This window comes from Acetobacterium sp. (assembly GCF_039830195.1).
GTDB lineage: Bacteria > Bacillota > Clostridia > Eubacteriales > Eubacteriaceae > Acetobacterium.
In genome coordinates, this window is the sequence record NZ_JBDODG010000046.1 from 140,640 (window position 1) to 159,495 (window position 18,856).

The 18,856-nt window shown below is 44.2% G+C and carries 17 protein-coding genes; 9 read left to right on the forward strand and 8 right to left on the reverse strand.

Translation table 11 applies throughout. From position 1 onward, the window contains the following. Positions 1 to 43: 43 nt before the first annotated feature. A complete protein-coding gene (locus tag ABGU93_RS15220) occupies positions 44 to 376 on the forward strand; it encodes a hypothetical protein (RefSeq protein ID WP_347414249.1) in 333 nt (110 codons plus the stop codon). 42 nt (positions 377 to 418) lie between these two features. On the opposite strand, the gene ABGU93_RS15225 is transcribed toward ABGU93_RS15220, so the two are convergent. Next, positions 419 to 1,459 carry a hypothetical protein gene (locus ABGU93_RS15225; RefSeq protein ID WP_347414250.1) on the reverse strand — a complete coding sequence of 347 codons (1,041 nt, stop codon included), beginning with the start codon at positions 1,457 to 1,459 and terminating at the stop codon, positions 419 to 421. Between the two features lie 304 nt (positions 1,460 to 1,763). On the opposite strand from ABGU93_RS15225, the gene ABGU93_RS15230 reads away from it, so the two are divergent. Further along, a complete protein-coding gene (locus tag ABGU93_RS15230; protein ID WP_347414251.1) occupies positions 1,764 to 2,753 on the forward strand; it encodes a 2-hydroxyacid dehydrogenase in 990 nt (329 codons plus the stop codon). On the opposite strand, the gene ABGU93_RS15235 is transcribed toward ABGU93_RS15230, so the two are convergent. After that, positions 2,748 to 3,515: a flavodoxin family protein gene (locus ABGU93_RS15235; protein ID WP_347414252.1), complete on the reverse strand. Its 768-nt coding sequence runs from the start codon at positions 3,513 to 3,515 to the stop codon at positions 2,748 to 2,750. The two genes, ABGU93_RS15230 and ABGU93_RS15235, sit on opposite strands and share 6 nt — an antisense overlap. Before the next feature lie 231 nt (positions 3,516 to 3,746). Here ABGU93_RS15235 and ABGU93_RS15240 point away from each other — a divergent pair, with 231 nt between their 5' ends. Then, positions 3,747 to 5,594: a glycerophosphodiester phosphodiesterase gene (locus tag ABGU93_RS15240; protein WP_347414253.1), complete on the forward strand. Its 1,848-nt coding sequence runs from the start codon at positions 3,747 to 3,749 to the stop codon at positions 5,592 to 5,594. Between the two features lie 81 nt (positions 5,595 to 5,675). Here the strand turns inward: ABGU93_RS15240 and ABGU93_RS15245 are convergent, their stop codons facing one another. The 3 genes from ABGU93_RS15245 to ABGU93_RS15255 form a co-directional block, all read right to left on the reverse strand. Beyond that, positions 5,676 to 5,933, reverse strand: coding sequence for a hypothetical protein (locus tag ABGU93_RS15245; RefSeq protein WP_303870479.1), 258 nt, complete (start codon positions 5,931 to 5,933; stop codon positions 5,676 to 5,678). A 157-nt stretch (positions 5,934 to 6,090) separates the two neighbouring features. Next, complete coding sequence (locus tag ABGU93_RS15250; RefSeq protein ID WP_347414254.1) at positions 6,091 to 7,101, reverse strand: ABC transporter permease; 1,011 nt, start codon at positions 7,099 to 7,101, stop codon at positions 6,091 to 6,093. Continuing rightward, positions 7,095 to 7,826: an ABC transporter ATP-binding protein gene (locus tag ABGU93_RS15255; RefSeq protein ID WP_347414255.1), complete on the reverse strand. Its 732-nt coding sequence runs from the start codon at positions 7,824 to 7,826 to the stop codon at positions 7,095 to 7,097. The genes ABGU93_RS15250 and ABGU93_RS15255 overlap by 7 nt, the downstream gene beginning before the upstream one ends. A gap of 160 nt (positions 7,827 to 7,986) precedes the next feature. On the opposite strand from ABGU93_RS15255, the gene ABGU93_RS15260 reads away from it, so the two are divergent. From ABGU93_RS15260 to ABGU93_RS15280, 5 genes are all read left to right on the forward strand, one after another. After that, positions 7,987 to 8,586, forward strand: a complete 600-nt coding sequence (locus ABGU93_RS15260; RefSeq protein WP_347414256.1) for a TetR/AcrR family transcriptional regulator — start codon at positions 7,987 to 7,989, stop codon at positions 8,584 to 8,586. 296 nt (positions 8,587 to 8,882) lie between these two features. Next, entirely contained in the window at positions 8,883 to 10,055 is a 1,173-nt protein-coding gene (locus ABGU93_RS15265) for a malic enzyme-like NAD(P)-binding protein (protein WP_347414257.1), read from the forward strand. 24 nt (positions 10,056 to 10,079) lie between these two features. Next, positions 10,080 to 11,084 (forward strand): 2-keto-3-deoxygluconate permease, encoded by a 1,005-nt coding sequence (locus tag ABGU93_RS15270; RefSeq protein ID WP_347414258.1) that lies wholly within the window; start codon positions 10,080 to 10,082, stop codon positions 11,082 to 11,084. 154 nt (positions 11,085 to 11,238) lie between these two features. Further along, positions 11,239 to 12,846 carry a sensor histidine kinase gene (locus ABGU93_RS15275; RefSeq protein WP_347414259.1) on the forward strand — a complete coding sequence of 536 codons (1,608 nt, stop codon included), beginning with the start codon at positions 11,239 to 11,241 and terminating at the stop codon, positions 12,844 to 12,846. Beyond that, complete coding sequence (locus tag ABGU93_RS15280) at positions 12,839 to 13,513, forward strand: response regulator (protein WP_347414260.1); 675 nt, start codon at positions 12,839 to 12,841, stop codon at positions 13,511 to 13,513. The genes ABGU93_RS15275 and ABGU93_RS15280 overlap by 8 nt, the downstream gene beginning before the upstream one ends. 88 nt (positions 13,514 to 13,601) lie before the next feature. On the opposite strand, the gene ABGU93_RS15285 is transcribed toward ABGU93_RS15280, so the two are convergent. The 3 genes from ABGU93_RS15285 to ABGU93_RS15295 all read right to left on the reverse strand — a co-directional run bounded on the left by ABGU93_RS15285 (position 13,602) and on the right by ABGU93_RS15295 (position 18,072). Further along, positions 13,602 to 14,348 (reverse strand): thymidylate synthase, encoded by a 747-nt coding sequence (locus tag ABGU93_RS15285; protein WP_347414261.1) that lies wholly within the window; start codon positions 14,346 to 14,348, stop codon positions 13,602 to 13,604. 191 nt (positions 14,349 to 14,539) lie between these two features. Further along, on the reverse strand, positions 14,540 to 15,823 hold the full coding sequence (locus tag ABGU93_RS15290; RefSeq protein ID WP_347414262.1) for a hypothetical protein: 1,284 nt from the start codon (positions 15,821 to 15,823) through the stop codon (positions 14,540 to 14,542). Positions 15,824 to 16,122: 299 nt separating this feature from the next. Then, positions 16,123 to 18,072: an FAD-dependent oxidoreductase gene (locus ABGU93_RS15295; protein ID WP_347414263.1), complete on the reverse strand. Its 1,950-nt coding sequence runs from the start codon at positions 18,070 to 18,072 to the stop codon at positions 16,123 to 16,125. Positions 18,073 to 18,468: 396 nt separating this feature from the next. Here ABGU93_RS15295 and ABGU93_RS15300 point away from each other — a divergent pair, with 396 nt between their 5' ends. Beyond that, positions 18,469 to 18,849, forward strand: a complete 381-nt coding sequence (locus ABGU93_RS15300; RefSeq protein WP_347414264.1) for a hypothetical protein — start codon at positions 18,469 to 18,471, stop codon at positions 18,847 to 18,849. Positions 18,850 to 18,856: the final 7 nt, after the last annotated feature.

Consider the following 18,856-nt stretch of genomic DNA (forward strand, 5'->3'; position numbering starts at 1 on the left):
TATCATTAACGTTTGAGTAACACCAAATTTTAGGAGGTAACCGATGAAAACTCTTGATGCACAATCTGGCTATTCAAATCTACCAAAAGATGACAGTTTGGCAAACGGAATTAAAGAAGATGTTGATTTAATTAAAAACTATTTAACCCCCGCATTCATGAAAAAATACACTGTTTTCTCCTGTCTTGAAGATTTTTTGAACTCAGCCGGATTTACCGCTACCACTCAGCAAGATTTCGAAACCATCCCAGTTGCTGTTATGGATGCCTGGGTTCAGCAAAACAGCAAGTTTCTGAACTGGACTGAAATGGTTTCTTCCGCCGGCGATTTCTATTTTGATACCCAGATGAAGGCCATAAAATTCAAATCCATCTAAATAAAAAAACAACGATGCTACATCGTTGTTTTTCTTGTATATTTATTGGGAAATAGCACTTAATTCAATGAGATTATTCCGACAGTATGCCTCCAGAAGATCTTTAGCTAGTTGGGCATCTGGTGTGTTTTGTTTAAGCTTCACTAAATCCTGCAGTAACGCAACGGCCTGAATATCATCCATATAGCGAAATAGACCTGACCCCCACTTTGCGGATACTTTACCCGTTGAATTGGCATGATAATTCCAAAATAGCATATTTTTGGCTTCTTCCAGTGTCAGGGTGATTCTGTCAGTCGATTGGTTTGAAACGTAGCCCGACTCCCGATCATTACCTTCCAACACATCATCAATTATAAACACCCCAAAAATGATCCGTTCCGCTTCCTTAGTATGTGGTACTCGGGTAGTGAGTACCGCCAAACTGTTGCGCCGGGCACTTTTTATCTTTCTTGTTTTGCCGTCTCCATCTTCGCCTGCCATAACTTTCCAGCTTTTTAACAGCTGACTTTCATAACAGTCAAAATTGTTATCCGCCAAAGAATCTTCGAGAGTTTTTCGATCGATCTCACCATCGAGATATTGCGAACAAAGACACTCTTTGCTGCTGCACCAGACCCGTTTCTCTTTTGAAATATTATATCGGATCGTTTCATCACTGCAGATACCATTAAATCCGATTTGTTCCGGTGATCCCCCATCACAATAATTCAGTTTAAAAGCAATGTTCTGACGGGTATTAGTCTTTTTCATCTTAGTTTTCGCTGGTAACTTTTTCTTTGATTCTTCCAGTGCCATTATGTGGGCGACTCTTTTCTCCCGCTTTTCCTGTTCGTCCAATTCCCGGCGTTTATCTTCCTCAGCATCCTTAATTTTGATCAGGCTATCAACCTGTTCCGCTATGTCCGGATCATTAATTTTTAAAAATTTTTTAAAGGCATCTGGATAGACAAATTTTTTTTCAGTAGGTTCTCCTGAATCACTCGCTCCAAACACGATTACGACGTGACCATTTTCTACTTCTTTAATCTTTCCGGCACCAAAGGTTTTATGGATAACCGCTGCTTTTAATAATTCAATCATTTTTTCTCCTATTCTATATGACCACAACAGTCTGGTACGATCATCACTTCTCGTCCCCCTGAATCGGAATCAGATTGCCTCTGCCCACGGCTATTGCAATTAAATTATACCATAAAAAAAATGAATCGTAAAACGGATAAAAAAATTGGCATTCCGGTAATTTACATGTTGGACAGTTTATATTCGTTCTTGCCCAGATGCAAGTCCCTGTTTCACATCACTCAAAATGTAATGAGCAAATTTGGTTGTGCTCGAATCGCCGCCATTATATAATGTTAGCAACTAATATAACGGAGGTACCCCTGTGACAAAGATCCTGATTCTAACATCGACCAAGCGAGTCGAAAAATTTTCTGATTTATCTGACATACCGAAAGACTGGGAACTTATTTTCGGTGAAAATTTGAATACCGATGATGCGGTACTGCAAGCCGCCGGCGATGCTGATTTTATTTTTGCGGATGCCGTCCGGGAAGTCAGCAAAACCCTGATTGAAAACATGCCCAATCTCAAACTCATCCATTCTGAAGGTGTGGGTTACAATAAAATAGATATTCAGGCTGCTAAAGAAAAAGATATTTACGTCTGTAACAATACCGCCGCCAACTCTGCTGCGGTGGCTGAGCAAACCATTCTACTGATCTTAGGCCTTCAGCGACGGCTCCTGGAAGGGGATCAGATGGTTCGCAATGGCCAACAGATCCAGGCTAAAGGTTCGTTTATTCTAGATGGTATTCCGGAACTGGGATCCTGTCATGTTGGACTGATCGGCATGGGTTCCATTGCCCTTGAGACCGCTAAGCGTTTGAAGCCATTTGGTACGCATCTCAGTTATTTTAACCGTTCCCGAAAAAGTGCGGTTGAGCACGAATTGGGGCTTAGCTATCTGCCGCTGGAAGAGCTCTGCATGCAATGTGATATCATCAGCCTTCATTTACCGGTAACCCCGGAAACCACCGGCCTGATCAACGCAGAACTACTATCGCTGATGAAACCGTCCGCCCTGTTGATCAATACTGCCCGCGGCGAGCTGGTTGTTCAGGAAGATCTGATCGCCGCCTTATCAGCCGGACAAATAGCAGGGGCTGGTCTTGACACCCTGTACCCAGAACCGGTTATGTCTGATAATCCGCTGCTTAATCTGCCGGAAAACTGTCATTACAAATTGCTTTTCAGCCCCCATATTGGCGGCACTACCAAACAGGCTTTTGAAAAAATGCATAAAACGGTTTGGTCAAACATTCTGGCGGTATCAAAAAGTGAATGCCCCATTAATATTGTTAACGGTTTATAAATCATTGAATTTGACTTGCTTTTTCATGGTGGCCACCCCGATATTAGCGATGATCCCCGCCACTCTGTTTTTAATGGGATTTACTCGGGTCGGATAAAAATAATCGGTTTTAATTCGATAATATTCGTAATCCGCCGGCAGGTTCTGCTCAGAAAGACTAGACATTTTTTTAAAGATCCGGAACCAGATCAGGTTACCCAGCGATGGTGAAGCAAGTTTCTTGTTCTGCATGGATCGATAGAGACGATCAGCGGCTTTTTCGATATCTTTCTGAACCCGCTTCTCATACTCCTCGGTGGCTTGCCATGGCGTTGTGGTGATTTTTAATTCGCTAACCTTGTTGCTGCCGCCCAAGGTCATACCCAGGGATGAATTAACCTTGGATAAGCCGGAACCACCATTTGCAACCAGCATCAGTGATTGATTAAAAAACTTCGGGCGATGCAGACTGTGGGCAAAGCGATCAATAAAGTTTTTCATCATCGCACTGACGTTCATAGCATAACCCGGGGTACTGAGAATGACGCCGTCGGCACTTAATATTTCTGCTTCAATACTGTTTTTATCATCCTTTAGCGGGCAAAACTGCTCCCCTTTGCCAATGCAGGCAAAACAACCCTGACAGAGTTCTAAATTTGCATCCTTCAAAAAAACATATGAAAATTCAATATCGTCGAAGCGGCAGAGCTCGGCCTCAATCTTCTGTACGATCTCAAAACCTCTCCCTTTGTGGGGGCTCCCCATAATTGCAATAACTTTCATGCTAACCTCACTTTACCTTGTTTTTTCCATTTCATTTATTATTCTCACTAAAATTTCAAGAAGCTCCCGGCCTTTTTTCTTGTTATGCGAAGTTCATCATGATACAATCACCAAAAGCATGTCTCAGTGTATCTGACTGATATTCGACCAGTTTTAAAACCATTTTCGATGCTCAAAAGTCGCTGTACGTTTCCTAAAAAATACTTTTTAGACGAGAAAGGACTCATCATTATGGATAAAAAAAGATTCGATATTCTTAGCCGTACCAAAGAAATAATCACGCTTATTCAGTTTAACTTTCTACATCTGCTCTTTTTCGAGGCAATCTATACCGTTGTCGGCACCATGATCATTTATCCCGGTGGATTTTTTCTGTTTAACAGAATTATGACCCTATTGGGTTTTCCTTATTTGAGCGGTTCGAATTTCGCTCAGGCAATGACCAATCCGCTTTGTCTGATAACCCTACTTTGTTTCGCTTTTTTTGTCGCATTTTTTGGGCTGCTGGAATTTACCACCTTGATCCTGCTATTTAATGAAAGTCATTTTCGCCGAAAAGTTCAACTGATGCCATTATGTAAAGAGGGATTTAAACGAGCGATCAAAATAGTCAAAGCTAAAAATTTTCCATTCGTCGTTTTTATTCTTATCATTATTCCTTTAACTGAGTTTTCATTATCTTCAAATTTCATTTCCGAAATATCAATTCCTGAATTTATTATGAGCTATATCACAGCCAGTCCGTTGTACTCAACCGGCTTTACAGCACTGTCGTTGTTACTGTTTCTGCTTGCGCTCATCTGGATTTTTTCATTTCATTATTTCACCCTGGAAAACAGCAATTTTTTTCAAGCGATCAAAAAAAGTAGAATCCTGATTAAAGGCCATTTCTGGCGGACTATTTTCTTTGTCATATTTTTTAATCTCCTGATTCTGATGCTGCTGGTTATTGCTGTGATTGTTCTTGAAATCATCGCTTTCCTGATCTTAGGGCCGCTCCTGAACCATCCGCTGGCTTTGTCCATTTTTATCGCTGCCTTCGGTTTTTTGGTGTCTGGTTTGTTTACCATCTATCAGCTACTTACCACATCACTCAATTTGGCGGTGGTCTCCGAGTTATATTATTGGTATTCAGCCTCAGCCAACTTGATCGTTAATCCCGAACCGCTTGGAAAAGATAAATATAAAATAAAAGTGAAACAAAAAACGATTGTGATCATCGGGATGATCACGGTTTTACTGTTTATTGCAATAAACAGTTTTGCGATTTTTAACACCTTTTCTGAGACCTTCAACGACCAGTTTTTGTCGGGTCCGCAAATAACTGCCCACCGCGGCGGTTCCAACCTGGCTCCGGAAAATACCCTGGCCGCTTTGCAAAAAGCCATCGATGAGGGCGCCGATTATGCTGAAATCGATGTGGCTCAAACCAAAGACGGCATCATTGTGGTCTCTCATGATAATAACATCAAACGCATATCAGGCAAGGACTTGAATATCTGGTCCTCAAATTATGCGGATATCAAGGATCTGGATATCGGCAGTTGGTTTGATCCGCAGTTTAAAAACGAACATATCCCCACCCTGGCTGAAGCGGTTGAGCTTTGTCAGGGCAAGATCCTTTTAAATATTGAACTCAAACCCACCGGGCATGAAACCAGTCTGGTGGAATCAACTGTTGCTATTATAAAGCAACATGATTTTTCTGACCAATGTGTCCTGGCATCTCTGGATTACCCCACCTTGGAAAAGGTTGGCTCGGTGGCTCCTGAGCTGAAACGGGCTTATATTACCGCCTTGGCCATTGGTGATATTCAAAAACTGCCGGTCGATATCTACAGCATCGAATCATCTTTCGTCACTCCGGAGATCGTTACTGCCATCCATCGGGAAAACAAAGAAGTTTTAGCCTGGACCGTCGATTCTCAGGAATCAACCGAGAAAATGGTGAAAATCGGCGTTGATAACATTATTACCGACGATGTGGCACAGACCCGAGAAATCGTTGATCAAATGATCAGACCGCGGGAATTGATTGATCGCATCAATGATTATCTTTTTGCTGATCTGCTGTCATAAAACTTGCACCACTAAATATTTCAACCGTGCAGAAATACGCTCGTCTTAACTAGAATACCATAGCTATTTCAGTTGACGCTCTTATTTCAAATTTTCTTTGTTTTTCTTGATGAGATTGACAAACAGCTTTTCATTTGGAGACAAGGCTTCGATTTTAGCTGTTTTTAAATGATTGTAAAAAGCATCCATGCTTTTTAATTGATCAATCAGTCTCAATAAGCTGTTATGCGCTTCCTGATCTTCTGGTGTTTGCGGTTTAACCTGGTCAAAAATGGTTTCCAGATCTTTTTTGGCCTGATTCATAATCGTTTGTGCTTCAATGTATTCCTGATTTAACATATTATTCTTCTTTCTGATTTTATTTTGGACTGTTATATAATGCTATTCTAAAACATTACAAGTGAATAATATCATAAAATCAGGATGGTTGTGAACTAAATCTAACTCTCCCATCAAAAAAGCGTATCAAACCTCGGTTTGATACGCCATCACAAGTCTAAAGTCTTCGGTATTTCTTTAACGCAGTCACATTTGCTAAAAAAAGTACTCCAATAAAGGCGACCGATCCCGCTAACCAGGGCCATATCTCGACAACCCCCTTACCTTGAATCATAATCATTTCCAGAGCTGTGCAGCCATAATAAATTGGCGTGAGGTAACACAGGTTTCCCAGCCCAAAGGGAATGGTATCAATCGGGATCAGTCCGGAAAAAAAGATCTGCGGAATGATAATTACCGGAATAAACTGAACTAATTGTAACTCATTGTTGGCAAAGATCGACACCAGCGGCCCAACGGAAACCGCCGAGAATGCCATCAGGATCATGACTAAGGTACATAAGGCCACCGATCCTTCCACCTGCAGCTGCAACACATAAACAGCGTACAAGATAATCACAACACTTTGAACCGCAGCCAGTAAACCATAACCCAGAGTATAGCCCCCGATGACATCGATCCGTCTGATCGGGGTCATCAGCATCCGTTCTAAGGTCTGTCCAAACCGCTCCCGGACAAATGACATCCCCGAAAGAATAAAGACAAAGAAAAATGAGATCACGCCCAGAAATACAAAGGAGAGTGAATCCAGTTGATTATCCCCCGCTGATTCATAGACATAATCAATAATCAGCTCCTTTTGGGTTGGCTGCAAAGCTTTATTGGTATCCTGAATGGCTTCCAGAGCGGCGGCGGATTTGGAATTTTTCTCCAGCAATTCAATGTGCGTCCCCGCGCTGTCGCTCCAGATCAACGCATCGATTTCATTAGCCTCCAGATAATCTGCGGCTTCGAGTTTTTCAGTTTCTTCACTAACCGTGGCATGGTTCTCAAGTTCCGTGACAAATTTTTCGTTCAGATCATAAACGGCCAGCTTCGGCACATAATTGGTTTCGCTGAGAATAAAAAATAACAGCGTTAAAACCAGCAGCGGCGCAAATAAGAGCAACCCCAATGATCGTTTATCATTTTTCATTTGGCCCAGGATCCGTTTGACAATACTTAACATGATGGTGCCTCCGTTTCTGACTGATGGTCGATGAAAAATAATTCTTCAATATTACCGTCGGGGGTCTGGGCGATTAAATTTTTAACCGTATCCCGGGCAATGATATGGCCATTGCGAAGCAAGGCGGCATCATCACATTGGGTAACCTCATCCATGACATGGGTTGTCACCACAATAGTGGTTCCTTCATTTCGCAGCTGTCTGAGATAAAGCCATATTTTGCGGCGTAGCACCGGGTCAACCCCCACCGTTGGCTCATCGAGCACCAGCAACTTCGGTTTGTGAATCAATGCAACCGCCAGCGATATGCGTTTTTTCATCCCCCCGGAACAATCACGGATCAGCTTATTTTTACACGCTGCCATATCGACAATCTGGAGCAGTGCTTCAGCATCCGCTGCAAATTTTTTACGACTTTGTCGCTGCAGGCCGGCAAAAAACTTCAGATTTTCCCAGGCCGATAACTCTTCGTACAGCGCTTCATTTTGCGGCATATAGCCCATCTCGGCAAGCAGTTGGCGGTTTGGTACGGCAATACCACCGACTGTTACGCTTCCTCCATCAGCGGGTATCGCGCCCATCATAATTCGCAGCAAGGTTGTTTTGCCTGAACCGGATGCCCCCAGCAGACAGAAGATCCGGCCTCCCTCAATTGTCAAACTGATCTGATTGAGAACCTGCTGTTGTTTAAATGATTTACTGACTTCACTGACTTTTATTTTCATTTTCCGATCCCTCTTCTTTATTTTTGATTATCCCCATTTTAGCCCTGATCCTTATTAAATTCAACCAACAGAATTTTTCAAGCTGTTGGATTTTCTTGTTTATCCCAACAGCTTCGTTTATAATCAAAATGAATGATTCCATAAATGAGGTAAAACCGATATGAAGACGACTTTATCAAGCACCGCCAAAGTTACCCGCCAAAACTTGATTGATGCGTTTTGGCTATTATATTGCAAAAAAAGCATTGACAAGATCACCGTCAAGGAAATCTGCGATGTGGCCGGCTATAATCGCTCGACTTTTTATGTTTATTTTAAAGATACCTATGAAATTCTGGCAGAAATTGAAGAACAGACCATTACGGTGGAAGACTTTAAAAGCATTGTTATTAAGAACCTTTTTTACGGCAATCTTCTTCATGATCATCGCAAGAAAGCCATTTTAAAATCAATTCTAGAATTTTTTGAAAAAAACAAGACCTATCTCCCGGTTTTATTGGGGGAAAACGGCGATCCCCATTTCAGGCAAAAAGTCTTAAAGAAACTCACCCCGACAGTGTTGTCGATGTATAAAGAACTGTCCCCCCAGGAACTGCTGGAAGTAAGCTATTTAATGGAATACCAGAGTGCCACAATGCTTAGCATGATTGCCAAATGGTATGCCAATGACAAAGACCTGCCAACAGATCAGTTTCTGGAATTACTTTTGGCCGTGACGACCAACGGCGTTCAATGTGAGCTATCTAAGTACCGACGCTGAATTTAATCACTTAACAAGCCAAACCGATTTTCATACGTGAGGGTCGGTTTTTTTATTGCCCAGATAGAACATTCATGACAGCACAGCGCTCATCTGGATGTCCGAATCTCATTCAAATAACGTTAAATAATTATCAAAGTATTCTTTATGACCATAACTCTTTTTTAAATTTCATAATCTTCCCTTGCTAAAAATCCGGTGTTATCATGTGGCCATCGGTTCGGTAGCAGAATTTTATCAAATTTTATTGTCCGATGATTTAGAAATTTATCTCTAAAAATGAAAGGGAAAAAGAAATGAATTATTCAGAAGAAAGTATAAAAATGCACGAAATGCACTCCGGAAAAATTGAGGTTATCTCAAAGGTGCGCATCGAAACCCGGGATGATTTAAGTAAGGCTTATACCCCCGGCGCCGCAGAACCCTGTCGCCGCATTCATGCAGATGCTGAAGATGTTTATAAGTACACCTCAAAGGGCAACATTGTGGCCGTCGTCACTGATGGCACCGCCGTCCTTGGTCTGGGGGATATTGGTCCCATGGCTGGTCTGCCGGTGATGGAAGGTAAAGCCATCCTGTTTAAGGAGTTTGCCGGCGTGGATGCCTTCCCTATCTGTCTGGATACGAAAAACGTTGATGAAATCGTTAGAACAGTAAAACTCATCGCTCCTGGATTTGGCGGCATTAATTTAGAAGATATCGGTGCTCCGCGATGCTTTGAAATCGAAGAGCGGTTAAAAAAAGAATTGGACATCCCGGTTTTTCATGATGATCAGCACGGCACCGCCATCATTGTTCTGGCCGGCATCATCAATGCCCTGAAAGTAGTTGGGAAAAAGATCGAAGATGTAAACGTCGTCGTCAATGGCGCCGGTGCGGCCGGTACAGCCATCGCCAAACTGTTGCTTTCTTCCGGCGTAACAAACCTAATTGCCTGTGATAAACCGGGAATCCTCTACCGCGGAATGGCCGGTCTCGATGATGCCAAAAAAGATTTGGCCGAAATAACCAATCCAAAAAATATCCAGGGAACCCTGGTGGATGCATTGGTTGGTGCCGACATCTTTATCGGCGTTTCGGCACCCGGGATTGTCAGTCAGGACATGGTCCGTTCCATGAATCCGGATTCGATTTTATTTGCCATGGCCAACCCCACTCCGGAAATTATGCCGGATGAAGCCAAAGCCGCCGGAGCCCGGGTCATCGGAACCGGTCGTTCGGATTTCCCCAACCAGGTGAATAATGTTTTAGCTTTCCCAGGTATCTTCAGAGGGGCGCTGGATGTCCGGGCTACTGAGATCAATGAAGAAATGAAGCTGGCCGCCGCCCATGCCATCGCGGCCATGATTAAAGATGAAGATCTGTCGGAAAATAATATCATTCCCAATGCTTTAGACAAGTCCGTTGCCGGTAATATTGCCAGCGCCATTAAAAAAGCAGCCAGAAAAACTGGCGTCGCCCGAATTTAAGAAAGGTAAATGAGGTGTAGAAAAATGCAAATTCCAATTAAGAAAACGCTGGATCGGATTCCCGGCGGGATGATGGTTGTGCCCCTGTTTTTAGGGGTGCTGGTCAATACCTTTTTCCCCCAATTTTTAGAGATTGGCGGTTTCACCACCGCCTTATTCAGCCCCAAGGCATCATCAACTATTTTAGCCTGTTTTATGTTTTTAATCGGTTCCCAGATTAATTTTAAACTGGCCCCCAAGGCGATTAAAAAAGGGGCTTTGCTGATTACCGGTAAGTTCATTGTCGGCGCCGGGATCGGTATCTTCGTTGGTTTAGTATTCGGCCCGGCCGGCGTCCTCGGCTTATCCCCGCTGGCCATTTTGGCGGCCTTAACAAACTGTAACGGCGGTCTGTATGCCTCCCTGGCTTCCCAATATGGAGATGAAACCGATGTCGGTGCCTATGCGCTGCTTTCGATTAAGGATGGTCCCTTCTTTACCCTGGTGGCTCTCGGTGCCTCCGGTCTGGCCCAGGTTCCTTTTATGGCTCTGGTGGGTGTGCTGGTTCCTATTGTCATCGGGATGATTCTGGGAAATCTGGATTCAGATATGCGGTCATTCCTGGGCAGCAGTAAAATGCTGCTGATCCCCTTCTTTTCCTTCCCGCTGGGTGCCAGTATGGATCTGCAGACCATTGTCACCGCCGGAGGACCTGGCATCTTATTGGGTTTCGTCGCTGCTTTTACTGGTATCGGTGCCTATGTCATGCTGAAACTATTTAAAGAAGAACCGATCATTGGTCTGGCCACCGGTTCAACCGCTGGCAACGCCGTCGCGACCCCAGCCGCCGTAGCCGCTGCCGACCCCACCCTGGCGGTAATTGCCACCGTGGCCACCGCTCAGGTTGCCGCAGCCTGTGTGGTCTCGGCCATCATCTGCCCTTTTATTGTCACCACGGCCTTCAAAATATTGCGTAACCATCAGGAAAAAAAGGCCCGATTAGGTCAATTAGCCAGCCAAACAGTGACCTCCGAAGCTGAAGCCGCCTGATCAATATTCGCCTGCATAAGAACGCGGAAACTAAGACAAGTTCGAAAGATTTGATATATAATGTCATTAACGAAATCTTTCCTGAGCAACCGTCTGTTAGTTTTCACGTTTTACTGTTGTGTTTTTTGTCAATTGAAGAAACAGGTGAATTGAAATGAGAAAAAAAATCAAACTGCATACCAAGATTGCCCTGCTGGTTACCACCGTGGTTATCATTTCGATTTCCATTATTGTCGCTTTTGCGGTTTCCTGGATGACTAACATGATTGAGGATAAGGCCCGTACCAATCTGATGAATGTGTCGATGATGGTTGCCCATTCCGACGAGATCATCCAGGCCCTGGAGAATAGTGATCCGGACGGCCGGATTGCCAGCTACGTCGATAACCTGCTCCCCGGTCTGGAACAAGTTGAGTACATCATTGTCGTGGATAAAGAAGGTCTCCGCCATTCCCACCCGAATCCGGCGATGATTGGCCAGACCTTTGTCGGCGGTGATGAACAGCGGGCCGCTGAAGAAGGCGAAGCCTATATCTCTGAAGCCACCGGCACCCTGGGTAAAGCGCTCCGGGCTTTTGCCCCCATCTATGATTCTAAAAATAATGAGGAAATCGGCTTTGTGGTTGTGGGTACCCTCACCGATAATATTGAATCCGCCAAGAATACTGCCCTTTTATATATTGTTCTGATCAGTCTTGGCGCTTTGGCCGTCGGGGTCTGCGGCGCTTTTCTGCTATCCAACAACATCAAAAAGATTCTGCTGGGGCTGGAACCCGAAGAAATCAGCCAACTTTACACCGAAAAAACGGGGATGCTGGAAGCTATCCATGAGGGCCTTATTGCCGTTGACAACGCTGGCCGAATTACCCTGATCAATGATGCCGCCATCGAAATTCTAAAATTCGGAGCCGGGTTCGACAAAGCCAATCTTCTTGGTCACCATGTCGAAGCGGTTATTCCCAATACCGGGATGCTCAAGATCCTGGAAACTGGTCAGTCCGAATTTGACCAGGAACAGCGTATTGATCATACCATCATTGTCACCAATCGTGTTCCAATCATGGACGGTTCCGCAATCATCGGTGCCATTGCCAGCTTCCGGGACAAGACCGAGGTTACAAAATTAGCCGAAGAACTGACCGGTGCTAAAAAAATGGCCTGGTCACTGCGAGCCCAGAATCATGAATTTATGAATAAGCTGCATACCATCTCCGGCCTGATCCAGCTGGAAGAATATCATGAAGCGCTGGATTTTATTTCAGATGTGGCTAAAAGTCGCAATAACATCAGTGATATTTTAACCCGTAACATCCAGAATCCCGCGGTCTCGGCACTTTTACTAGCTAAATATGCCAAAGCCGAAGAATACCGGGTTAAGCTGGTTATTGATGCCGAATCCCGGTTGACCCGGCTGCCCCGGTATATGACTGCTGAAGATATTGTTTCCGTCATCGGCAACCTGGTCGAAAATTCTCTCGATGCGGTTAAAATCGATGGTACCGGCCTGATTGAGATTAAAGTCCTGCAAAATGATGCGACCTTAACCATCCAGGTCAGGGACAACGGCGGGGGCATTCCGCTGGCTGATCAGGACAAGATTTACGCCCAGGGTTTTTCAACCAAAAAAGACCAGCGGGGCAACGGCATGTTTATCGTCAAAAATATCATCGACGCTGGCGGCGGAACCATCAGCCTTAAATGTGATGGCGGTGTTTTCTGGGATATCAATATTCCCATGAATCGAGGTGAAAAAAATGATTGAGGTGATGATCGTCGAAGATGATCCCATGGTTCGGGATATTAATGCCAAATTTCTGGAACGGATTGACGGTTTTAAGCTCTGTGCCGCAGTGGCCAGTCTTGATAATGCGCGGAAGTACATCGCCATTAAAAAACCGGATTTGATTTTGCTGGATGTCTATCTGCCTAATGAAAACGGCATTGATTTTCTCAAATGGATCAGGGAAAAAAACATTGATGTCGATATTATCTTAATCACCGCCGATAAATCGATTGATCGCATCCAGGAGTCCTTTCGCTACGGAGCTGTGGACTATCTGATTAAACCCTTTAATTTTGAACGGTTTAAAGAAGCCCTGTTGCAGTTTAAAAGCCGCCATGAGCAATTTAAAAAGAATCAGGAAATCGAACAACCGGATCTGGATCGGCTTATTTCAAATCCCGGTGCCATTCCCCAATCCGACGATTTTGCTAAGGGCTTTAATAAATACACCTATCAGTCGATCTGGAATGAAATTGAAACGCGTCATGTTGGTGACTTCACTGCCGATGTGTTAGCCGAAAAGTTGGGCATCGCCCGGGTTACAGTACGGCGCTATCTGGAACATATGGAAAAAGAGAAAAAAATCAAAAAACAAGTTGAATATGGGAAGGTCGGCCGGCCCCAGTATCGCTATCATAAACTGTAAGACCATCTTCTCTTCCGGAACTTAAACAGCCCTTAACTAGTCAGCGACTAGTTAAGGGCTGTTACTTTATTCTATTTTTAATGCCGTTTTAACGATTCTTTTTCTCCTGGGCATTTTTTAGGCTCATTGCTTTTTCTCGGCATTCATCCGCATAGTCTTCATAGGCTTCCCGATAATCTTCATAATCGATGGTGCAATCGCGGTCTTCAAAAGATTTACAGTATCCTTCCAGGGCTTTCCAATCCCGGCTGTAGGCATGAAAACTCAGGGCATGATGGGTATAGGAACCCAGTTCGTTTATCCCGGCTTCTCTGGCAATCGTTCTTGACAGTTCGATCAGGGCAAAAATATTCATGGCGACTGCCTTAACCCCATCATTGCTTCTAAATACCACGTCGGTATTTAATTTGCCGTCCTTAACAGTGTAATGAATGAGCTGCAGGCAGGGTGGATGATTTAGTCTGGCGGCCTCCTGATTGGCGACATGGAGAGTCGCCTGTCTGGTTCCCGGATCTTCTCTCAGTCTATTGATCACAAAATCAATATTTTTGGAAAACAGATCATGATAGGTATAACCATACATGTCCTTTTCAAAATCCTTGGTGCCTTCAACAATTTCCAGGACGTAGTCCACCAGGGTTTCCAGCCCGGTTGGCATCGCCATGGTAATTTTTATATCCTGCACGCTGTCGATATCCATCAGCAGGTGAATTTCTTTTAGACTGTCTTCCCGATCCTGATTCTTCCCGATGACGATATCGGCCTGATTCAAAGCCTTCATCGCCGCCTCGATGCCCTTATGCAGTTCGGTTTCGTGAATGTAAGTAACCATCATTTTCACATCGTATCAGCTGATCTCTAAATTTCAAACTGCTGACACGAGATCCTTTCATTTAATAATAACGTCTCCGTTAAACTGTTGCCTAGATGATCATACCATATTTGGGGGCAAATTTCATCATTGCAAAGTCAAATTTGGGTCACTTAATCGCTTCAAGACAGTATCTAGTCATCGCTCGCCGAATTTTAGGCCTGCGCTCCGCGTTTACTTACCGCCAAAACCAGTCCGATCAGCATGAACAGGACTGTTCCCGCAACAGCAGTTTCCGATGTGGAAGGATCCACCCCGGTTCTGGGATTGGCTGAGCTGGCATGGTGTTTTTTGAATGTTTGATTCGAAAGCGGTTCAAGATACAAACAGGCCGCATCACGATTCACATCCCCATAAATCGCACTGATATCAATGCTGCCTTCGGCCACGAGGGCCTTGGCAATGGCTCCGGATGTGCATAAATCAAGAATGCCATTGTTGATGATAATCTTATTATAGGAGAATAACGCGCCGGCGTCGCCATGATCAGCAATCGACTCGACGATAGTATAGCCGCCATTAAAGATCAGTTTATCGTAGGCTCCGATACCACGGCTGTAACTCGTTGGACTATCGGTGAAAACATCAATAGTTCCGCCATTGACGACCAGATCGCCAAAAGCAAATAAACCAAAAGCTCCAGCAAAATCGCTATTATAAGCGGTCACATCGATGTTCCCACCGTTGATGGTGAGATTACCCATCGTCATAACTTCAGCATTATCGCCGGCCAGGATTCCAACCGCTGAGCTGGAATTTGCATATCCGGCCGCTGCAATATCATAGGTACCACTGTCAATCACCAGATTTCCAATCACATTGATTCCGCCTCCCATTATATCAGGAGTCGCCTGCCCTTCCGCAATCAGCGTGCCGGTCCCGCTGGCATTCATATCACCTTCCACTTTAACGGCAAAACCATTATCGGTTATAATACTATTGGTACCCAGTAGGACCAGTTTAAACGGAACGGCTGCTGATTTGACATCCAGCTTTTCGCCGATAAAATCATTTAAAGTCAATTCGTTGGCAGCTGCATCATAAGCATAGTCCGATCCGATGTTGGTGTCCAGGACATCGATGATCACGCCATTTTGGGTTAAGCATAAATATGTAGCTGCCTGGGTCTCAATTGTTTCCGTCTCAATGGTTGATACGACCGGCTGCTCCGAAACGACCTTGGTTTCCAGACCATTATCAGCCGGTACTATTATTTCTTCGGTAGCTGGCGCCGAGGCAGTTTCGGTACCAACCACTATTTCTTCTGTTAAAACGGTCTCCGGATCGGCCACTTCCGTTGTTACTAAAACCAGGCCTAATTCGTTGCCTGATTCTTGTTCACTGACATCAACTCCAGCGGCCATAGCGGAGACCGGAATCAGCATCGACAGCATGGCTGCTACCATCAGCAGGGATAAAAACTTTGATATTCTCTTCATTTTCTTCTCCATTTCTAAATGTAATTTGATGTACGGTTGAGATTGCAGTGTTCCTTAATACAACAGTTATTCTGTCTTTCGTTATTTAGTTGTTTACATCATCAGATATGATTAAGATATCACAACCCAAGAATAATGTCGATGGATTATTCTATCATTCTTGGATGGCAACTGTTAACTTATCCCAAAAAAAACAAAAAACCACCAAATAGCGGTTTTTTGTTAACATCAGATACAGTTTCATTTTATTTGAGTTTGTTTTTTTTATTTACTTAATTTTTTCTCGTTGCTGGTCCGGATTAGATATCCAGAGCTGCGTGGTAGCCCTGATAAATGGCGGTTGTGATGGTTGATGCTTTTACGCAATCCCCAATTTCGATGACGTAGGGGGCGCAGTCAACCAGGGTTTCAGCAATATTACGGAGCGGTTTTTGTCCCAGCGCACAAATCACTGATGTTCCGGGAACTAACACTTCCTTGCCATCAGTATCTTCACAGACAACCCCTTGATCGGTAACTTGCAGACCTTTTAATTCAGTATGAACAGTGATGCCGCATTTTTCGATTTCATTCATCATTAACGGTCGATGACGAAGATTAGCGTCTGGGGCCAATTCTGGTCTCATTTCCACCAGGTGTACGGTCTTCCCTTCCCGGGCAAAATGGATAGCCGCTTCACAGCCGGCCAAACCGCCGCCTAAAACAACCACAGTATCTCCGACCTGATCTTTTTTCTTATAGTAGTCGTTAACGACAATCACATTGTCTCCATCCAGACCGGGAATTGCTGGAACGATGGGTTCCGAGCCGACTGCCACAATCAGGGCGTCAACATTTTCCTGATCGATATATTCTTTTGTTACCGGTGTGTTTAAGCGAATCTCAACGCCAGCGTCTCTAGCCAGTTTTTCCAGGGTAACACCCAGCTCGTACATTTCATATTTAAATGGGATTGCCTGTTCGCCTTTGAGGATTCCACCCAAGGTGTCACCTTTTTCGCAAAGAATAACCTGGTGACCCCGTTTGGCCGCCGTCAGCGCCGCTTCCAGTCCAGCTGGTCCGCCACCTGCCACCAATACTTTTACCGGGTTGGCAGTGGGAATAATTTCAGTCCCATCCATTTCCCGACCAATTAAAGGATTGACGGTACAGCGTCGGGTGGATGTGACAGCACGTTCAGCCATACAGGTAAAGCAGCGGAGACATTTAATAATATCGGCTTCCTGGTTGCTCATGACTTTTCGTGGCAGGAAGGGATCAGCCAACAGTGCCCGAGCCATTTCAACAATATCAGCCTGACCAGAGGCGATAATTTCTTCCATCATCGCCGGGTCATTTAGTCCGCCCAGGGTTGCCACTGGCACTGAGACATGTTTTTTAATTTCAGCCGCCAAATAGACATTTCGACCATGAGGTTCAAACATCGATGGATGGGTCAAGCCGAAGCCGCTTTGATAGGTACCGGCGGTAATGTGCAGTAAATCAACTTTAGATTCGACCATCTTGGCAATTTCAACCCCATCTTCAAGGGTATAACCACCTTCAAATAATTCCGAACCGCTCATTCTGAATTCGATCGGGAAACCTGGTCCAACTGCTGCGCGAACACTGTCCAGCACTTCTAAGGCCAGACGCGCCCGGTTTTCTAATGGGCCGCCGTATTTGTCAGTTCTATGGTTGAAAAAAGGAGATAGAAACTGGTTCAGCAACCATCCGTGACCGCCATGGACCATGATCATTTCAAATCCAGCTCGTTTAGCCAATCCGGCTACTCGTCCGTAAGCAGCAACAATATCATCGATCAGTTCCTGGGTCAGTTCTTTAACCGGTCTGCCATCAGGACGGGTTCCGGCGCTGGGTCCCCACTGGGCCATGCCGCCTTTTTTATCCTTATCAGTCAGATAGGTCCCGGCATACTGTCCGGAATGTGATAATTCGACACTGGGAATAGCACCATGACGACGGATTGCGTCGGCCGTGTAAGTAAAGCTGGCCAGTGAATCAACCGTTTGCAGATCGAGATGATACATATGGGATCCTTCGGTTTCAGGATGAACTACGCATTCACTAACCGTGACGGTAGCGGCACCACCTTTAGCTCGCAGTTCATAAAAAGCTTTTGATTTAGGGCCGATGGTACAATCGGCAGTAATATCGGTGCCTCCCATGGGCGCGCCAAACATTCTGTTTCTGAAGGTTACATTACCAATTTTAATCGGTTTACATAGATTGGGATATTTTCGTTGCATTGTCAATTCTCCTTTTAAATTTTTCGTTAGTTCCGTCAACAATAAGCGGTCTATTTGATAAAATCTTAACACGATCTTTTGCTGATGTCAACAAAATCATGTAAATACTTACATGTTTAAACCAAACAGTTTTATCTTTATTGTAAACGTTATTGAACAAGTTAAAAAAAACAGAATTTCTGGAAGGAAAAGCTGATTGGATACTTCCTTATACAAAAAGAGACGCTTTATTTGGCGGGTTCAGACCCGAATCCTGAACCTACCAAACAAAACATCTCTTTAAAATTTCTTTAATTATACTTGAAAGGAGAACCAAAGCAAAAATGACAATGTTTTATCCTTGACGTTTATTCAAAAGATGGTTATTATTAAAAAAAACACGAAAAGAGGAGCAATATGATCCCAGAAAAAATGCTTGATAAAATCAGGAAGCTCTGTAAGGACCTGGATGGTCTGTCCCAGGAGAACTTTGACAAGGGACTCAAACGTTTTGCCGCCGAAAAAGCCGAATTCCGAACATCCCAATTGAATAGTTTAATCAGCAAAAAAGAGTATGAACGCCTTTCAAAAAATCCCGAGTATATTCAGGCCACTGAGATTATCAGCGACACCCTTGCTCTGCTGGAAGAACTGGATAATCTGGAATGGGTTTATAATGACATGATTCGAAAACTATATCAAGTCAAACCTGACCGACCTGAAATGAACGATGAAATTGAAGACAATACACATTATTGCCTTGAACCACCGTTCTGCCGCTCAAAATTTTTGAGTTAATGATGTT

Excerpts from the sequence above, each read along its gene's own strand:
- ABGU93_RS15220 (WP_347414249.1), top strand. The coding sequence starts at position 44 with ATGAAAACTCTTGATGCACAATCTGGCTATTCAAATCTACCAAAAGAT.
- ABGU93_RS15225 (WP_347414250.1), bottom strand. The coding sequence starts at position 1,459 with ATGATTGAATTATTAAAAGCAGCGGTTATCCATAAAACCTTTGGTGCC.
- ABGU93_RS15235 (WP_347414252.1), bottom strand. The coding sequence starts at position 3,515 with ATGAAAGTTATTGCAATTATGGGGAGCCCCCACAAAGGGAGAGGTTTT.
- ABGU93_RS15240 (WP_347414253.1), top strand. The coding sequence starts at position 3,747 with ATGGATAAAAAAAGATTCGATATTCTTAGCCGTACCAAAGAAATAATC.
- ABGU93_RS15245 (WP_303870479.1), bottom strand. The coding sequence starts at position 5,933 with ATGTTAAATCAGGAATACATTGAAGCACAAACGATTATGAATCAGGCC.
- ABGU93_RS15250 (WP_347414254.1), bottom strand. The coding sequence starts at position 7,101 with ATGTTAAGTATTGTCAAACGGATCCTGGGCCAAATGAAAAATGATAAA.
- ABGU93_RS15255 (WP_347414255.1), bottom strand. The coding sequence starts at position 7,826 with ATGAAAATAAAAGTCAGTGAAGTCAGTAAATCATTTAAACAACAGCAG.
- ABGU93_RS15260 (WP_347414256.1), top strand. The coding sequence starts at position 7,987 with ATGAAGACGACTTTATCAAGCACCGCCAAAGTTACCCGCCAAAACTTG.
- ABGU93_RS15265 (WP_347414257.1), top strand. The coding sequence starts at position 8,883 with ATGAATTATTCAGAAGAAAGTATAAAAATGCACGAAATGCACTCCGGA.
- ABGU93_RS15270 (WP_347414258.1), top strand. The coding sequence starts at position 10,080 with ATGCAAATTCCAATTAAGAAAACGCTGGATCGGATTCCCGGCGGGATG.
- ABGU93_RS15275 (WP_347414259.1), top strand. The coding sequence starts at position 11,239 with ATGAGAAAAAAAATCAAACTGCATACCAAGATTGCCCTGCTGGTTACC.
- ABGU93_RS15280 (WP_347414260.1), top strand. The coding sequence starts at position 12,839 with ATGATTGAGGTGATGATCGTCGAAGATGATCCCATGGTTCGGGATATT.
- ABGU93_RS15285 (WP_347414261.1), bottom strand. The coding sequence starts at position 14,348 with ATGATGGTTACTTACATTCACGAAACCGAACTGCATAAGGGCATCGAG.
- ABGU93_RS15290 (WP_347414262.1), bottom strand. The coding sequence starts at position 15,823 with ATGAAGAGAATATCAAAGTTTTTATCCCTGCTGATGGTAGCAGCCATG.
- ABGU93_RS15295 (WP_347414263.1), bottom strand. The coding sequence starts at position 18,072 with ATGCAACGAAAATATCCCAATCTATGTAAACCGATTAAAATTGGTAAT.
- ABGU93_RS15300 (WP_347414264.1), top strand. The coding sequence starts at position 18,469 with ATGATCCCAGAAAAAATGCTTGATAAAATCAGGAAGCTCTGTAAGGAC.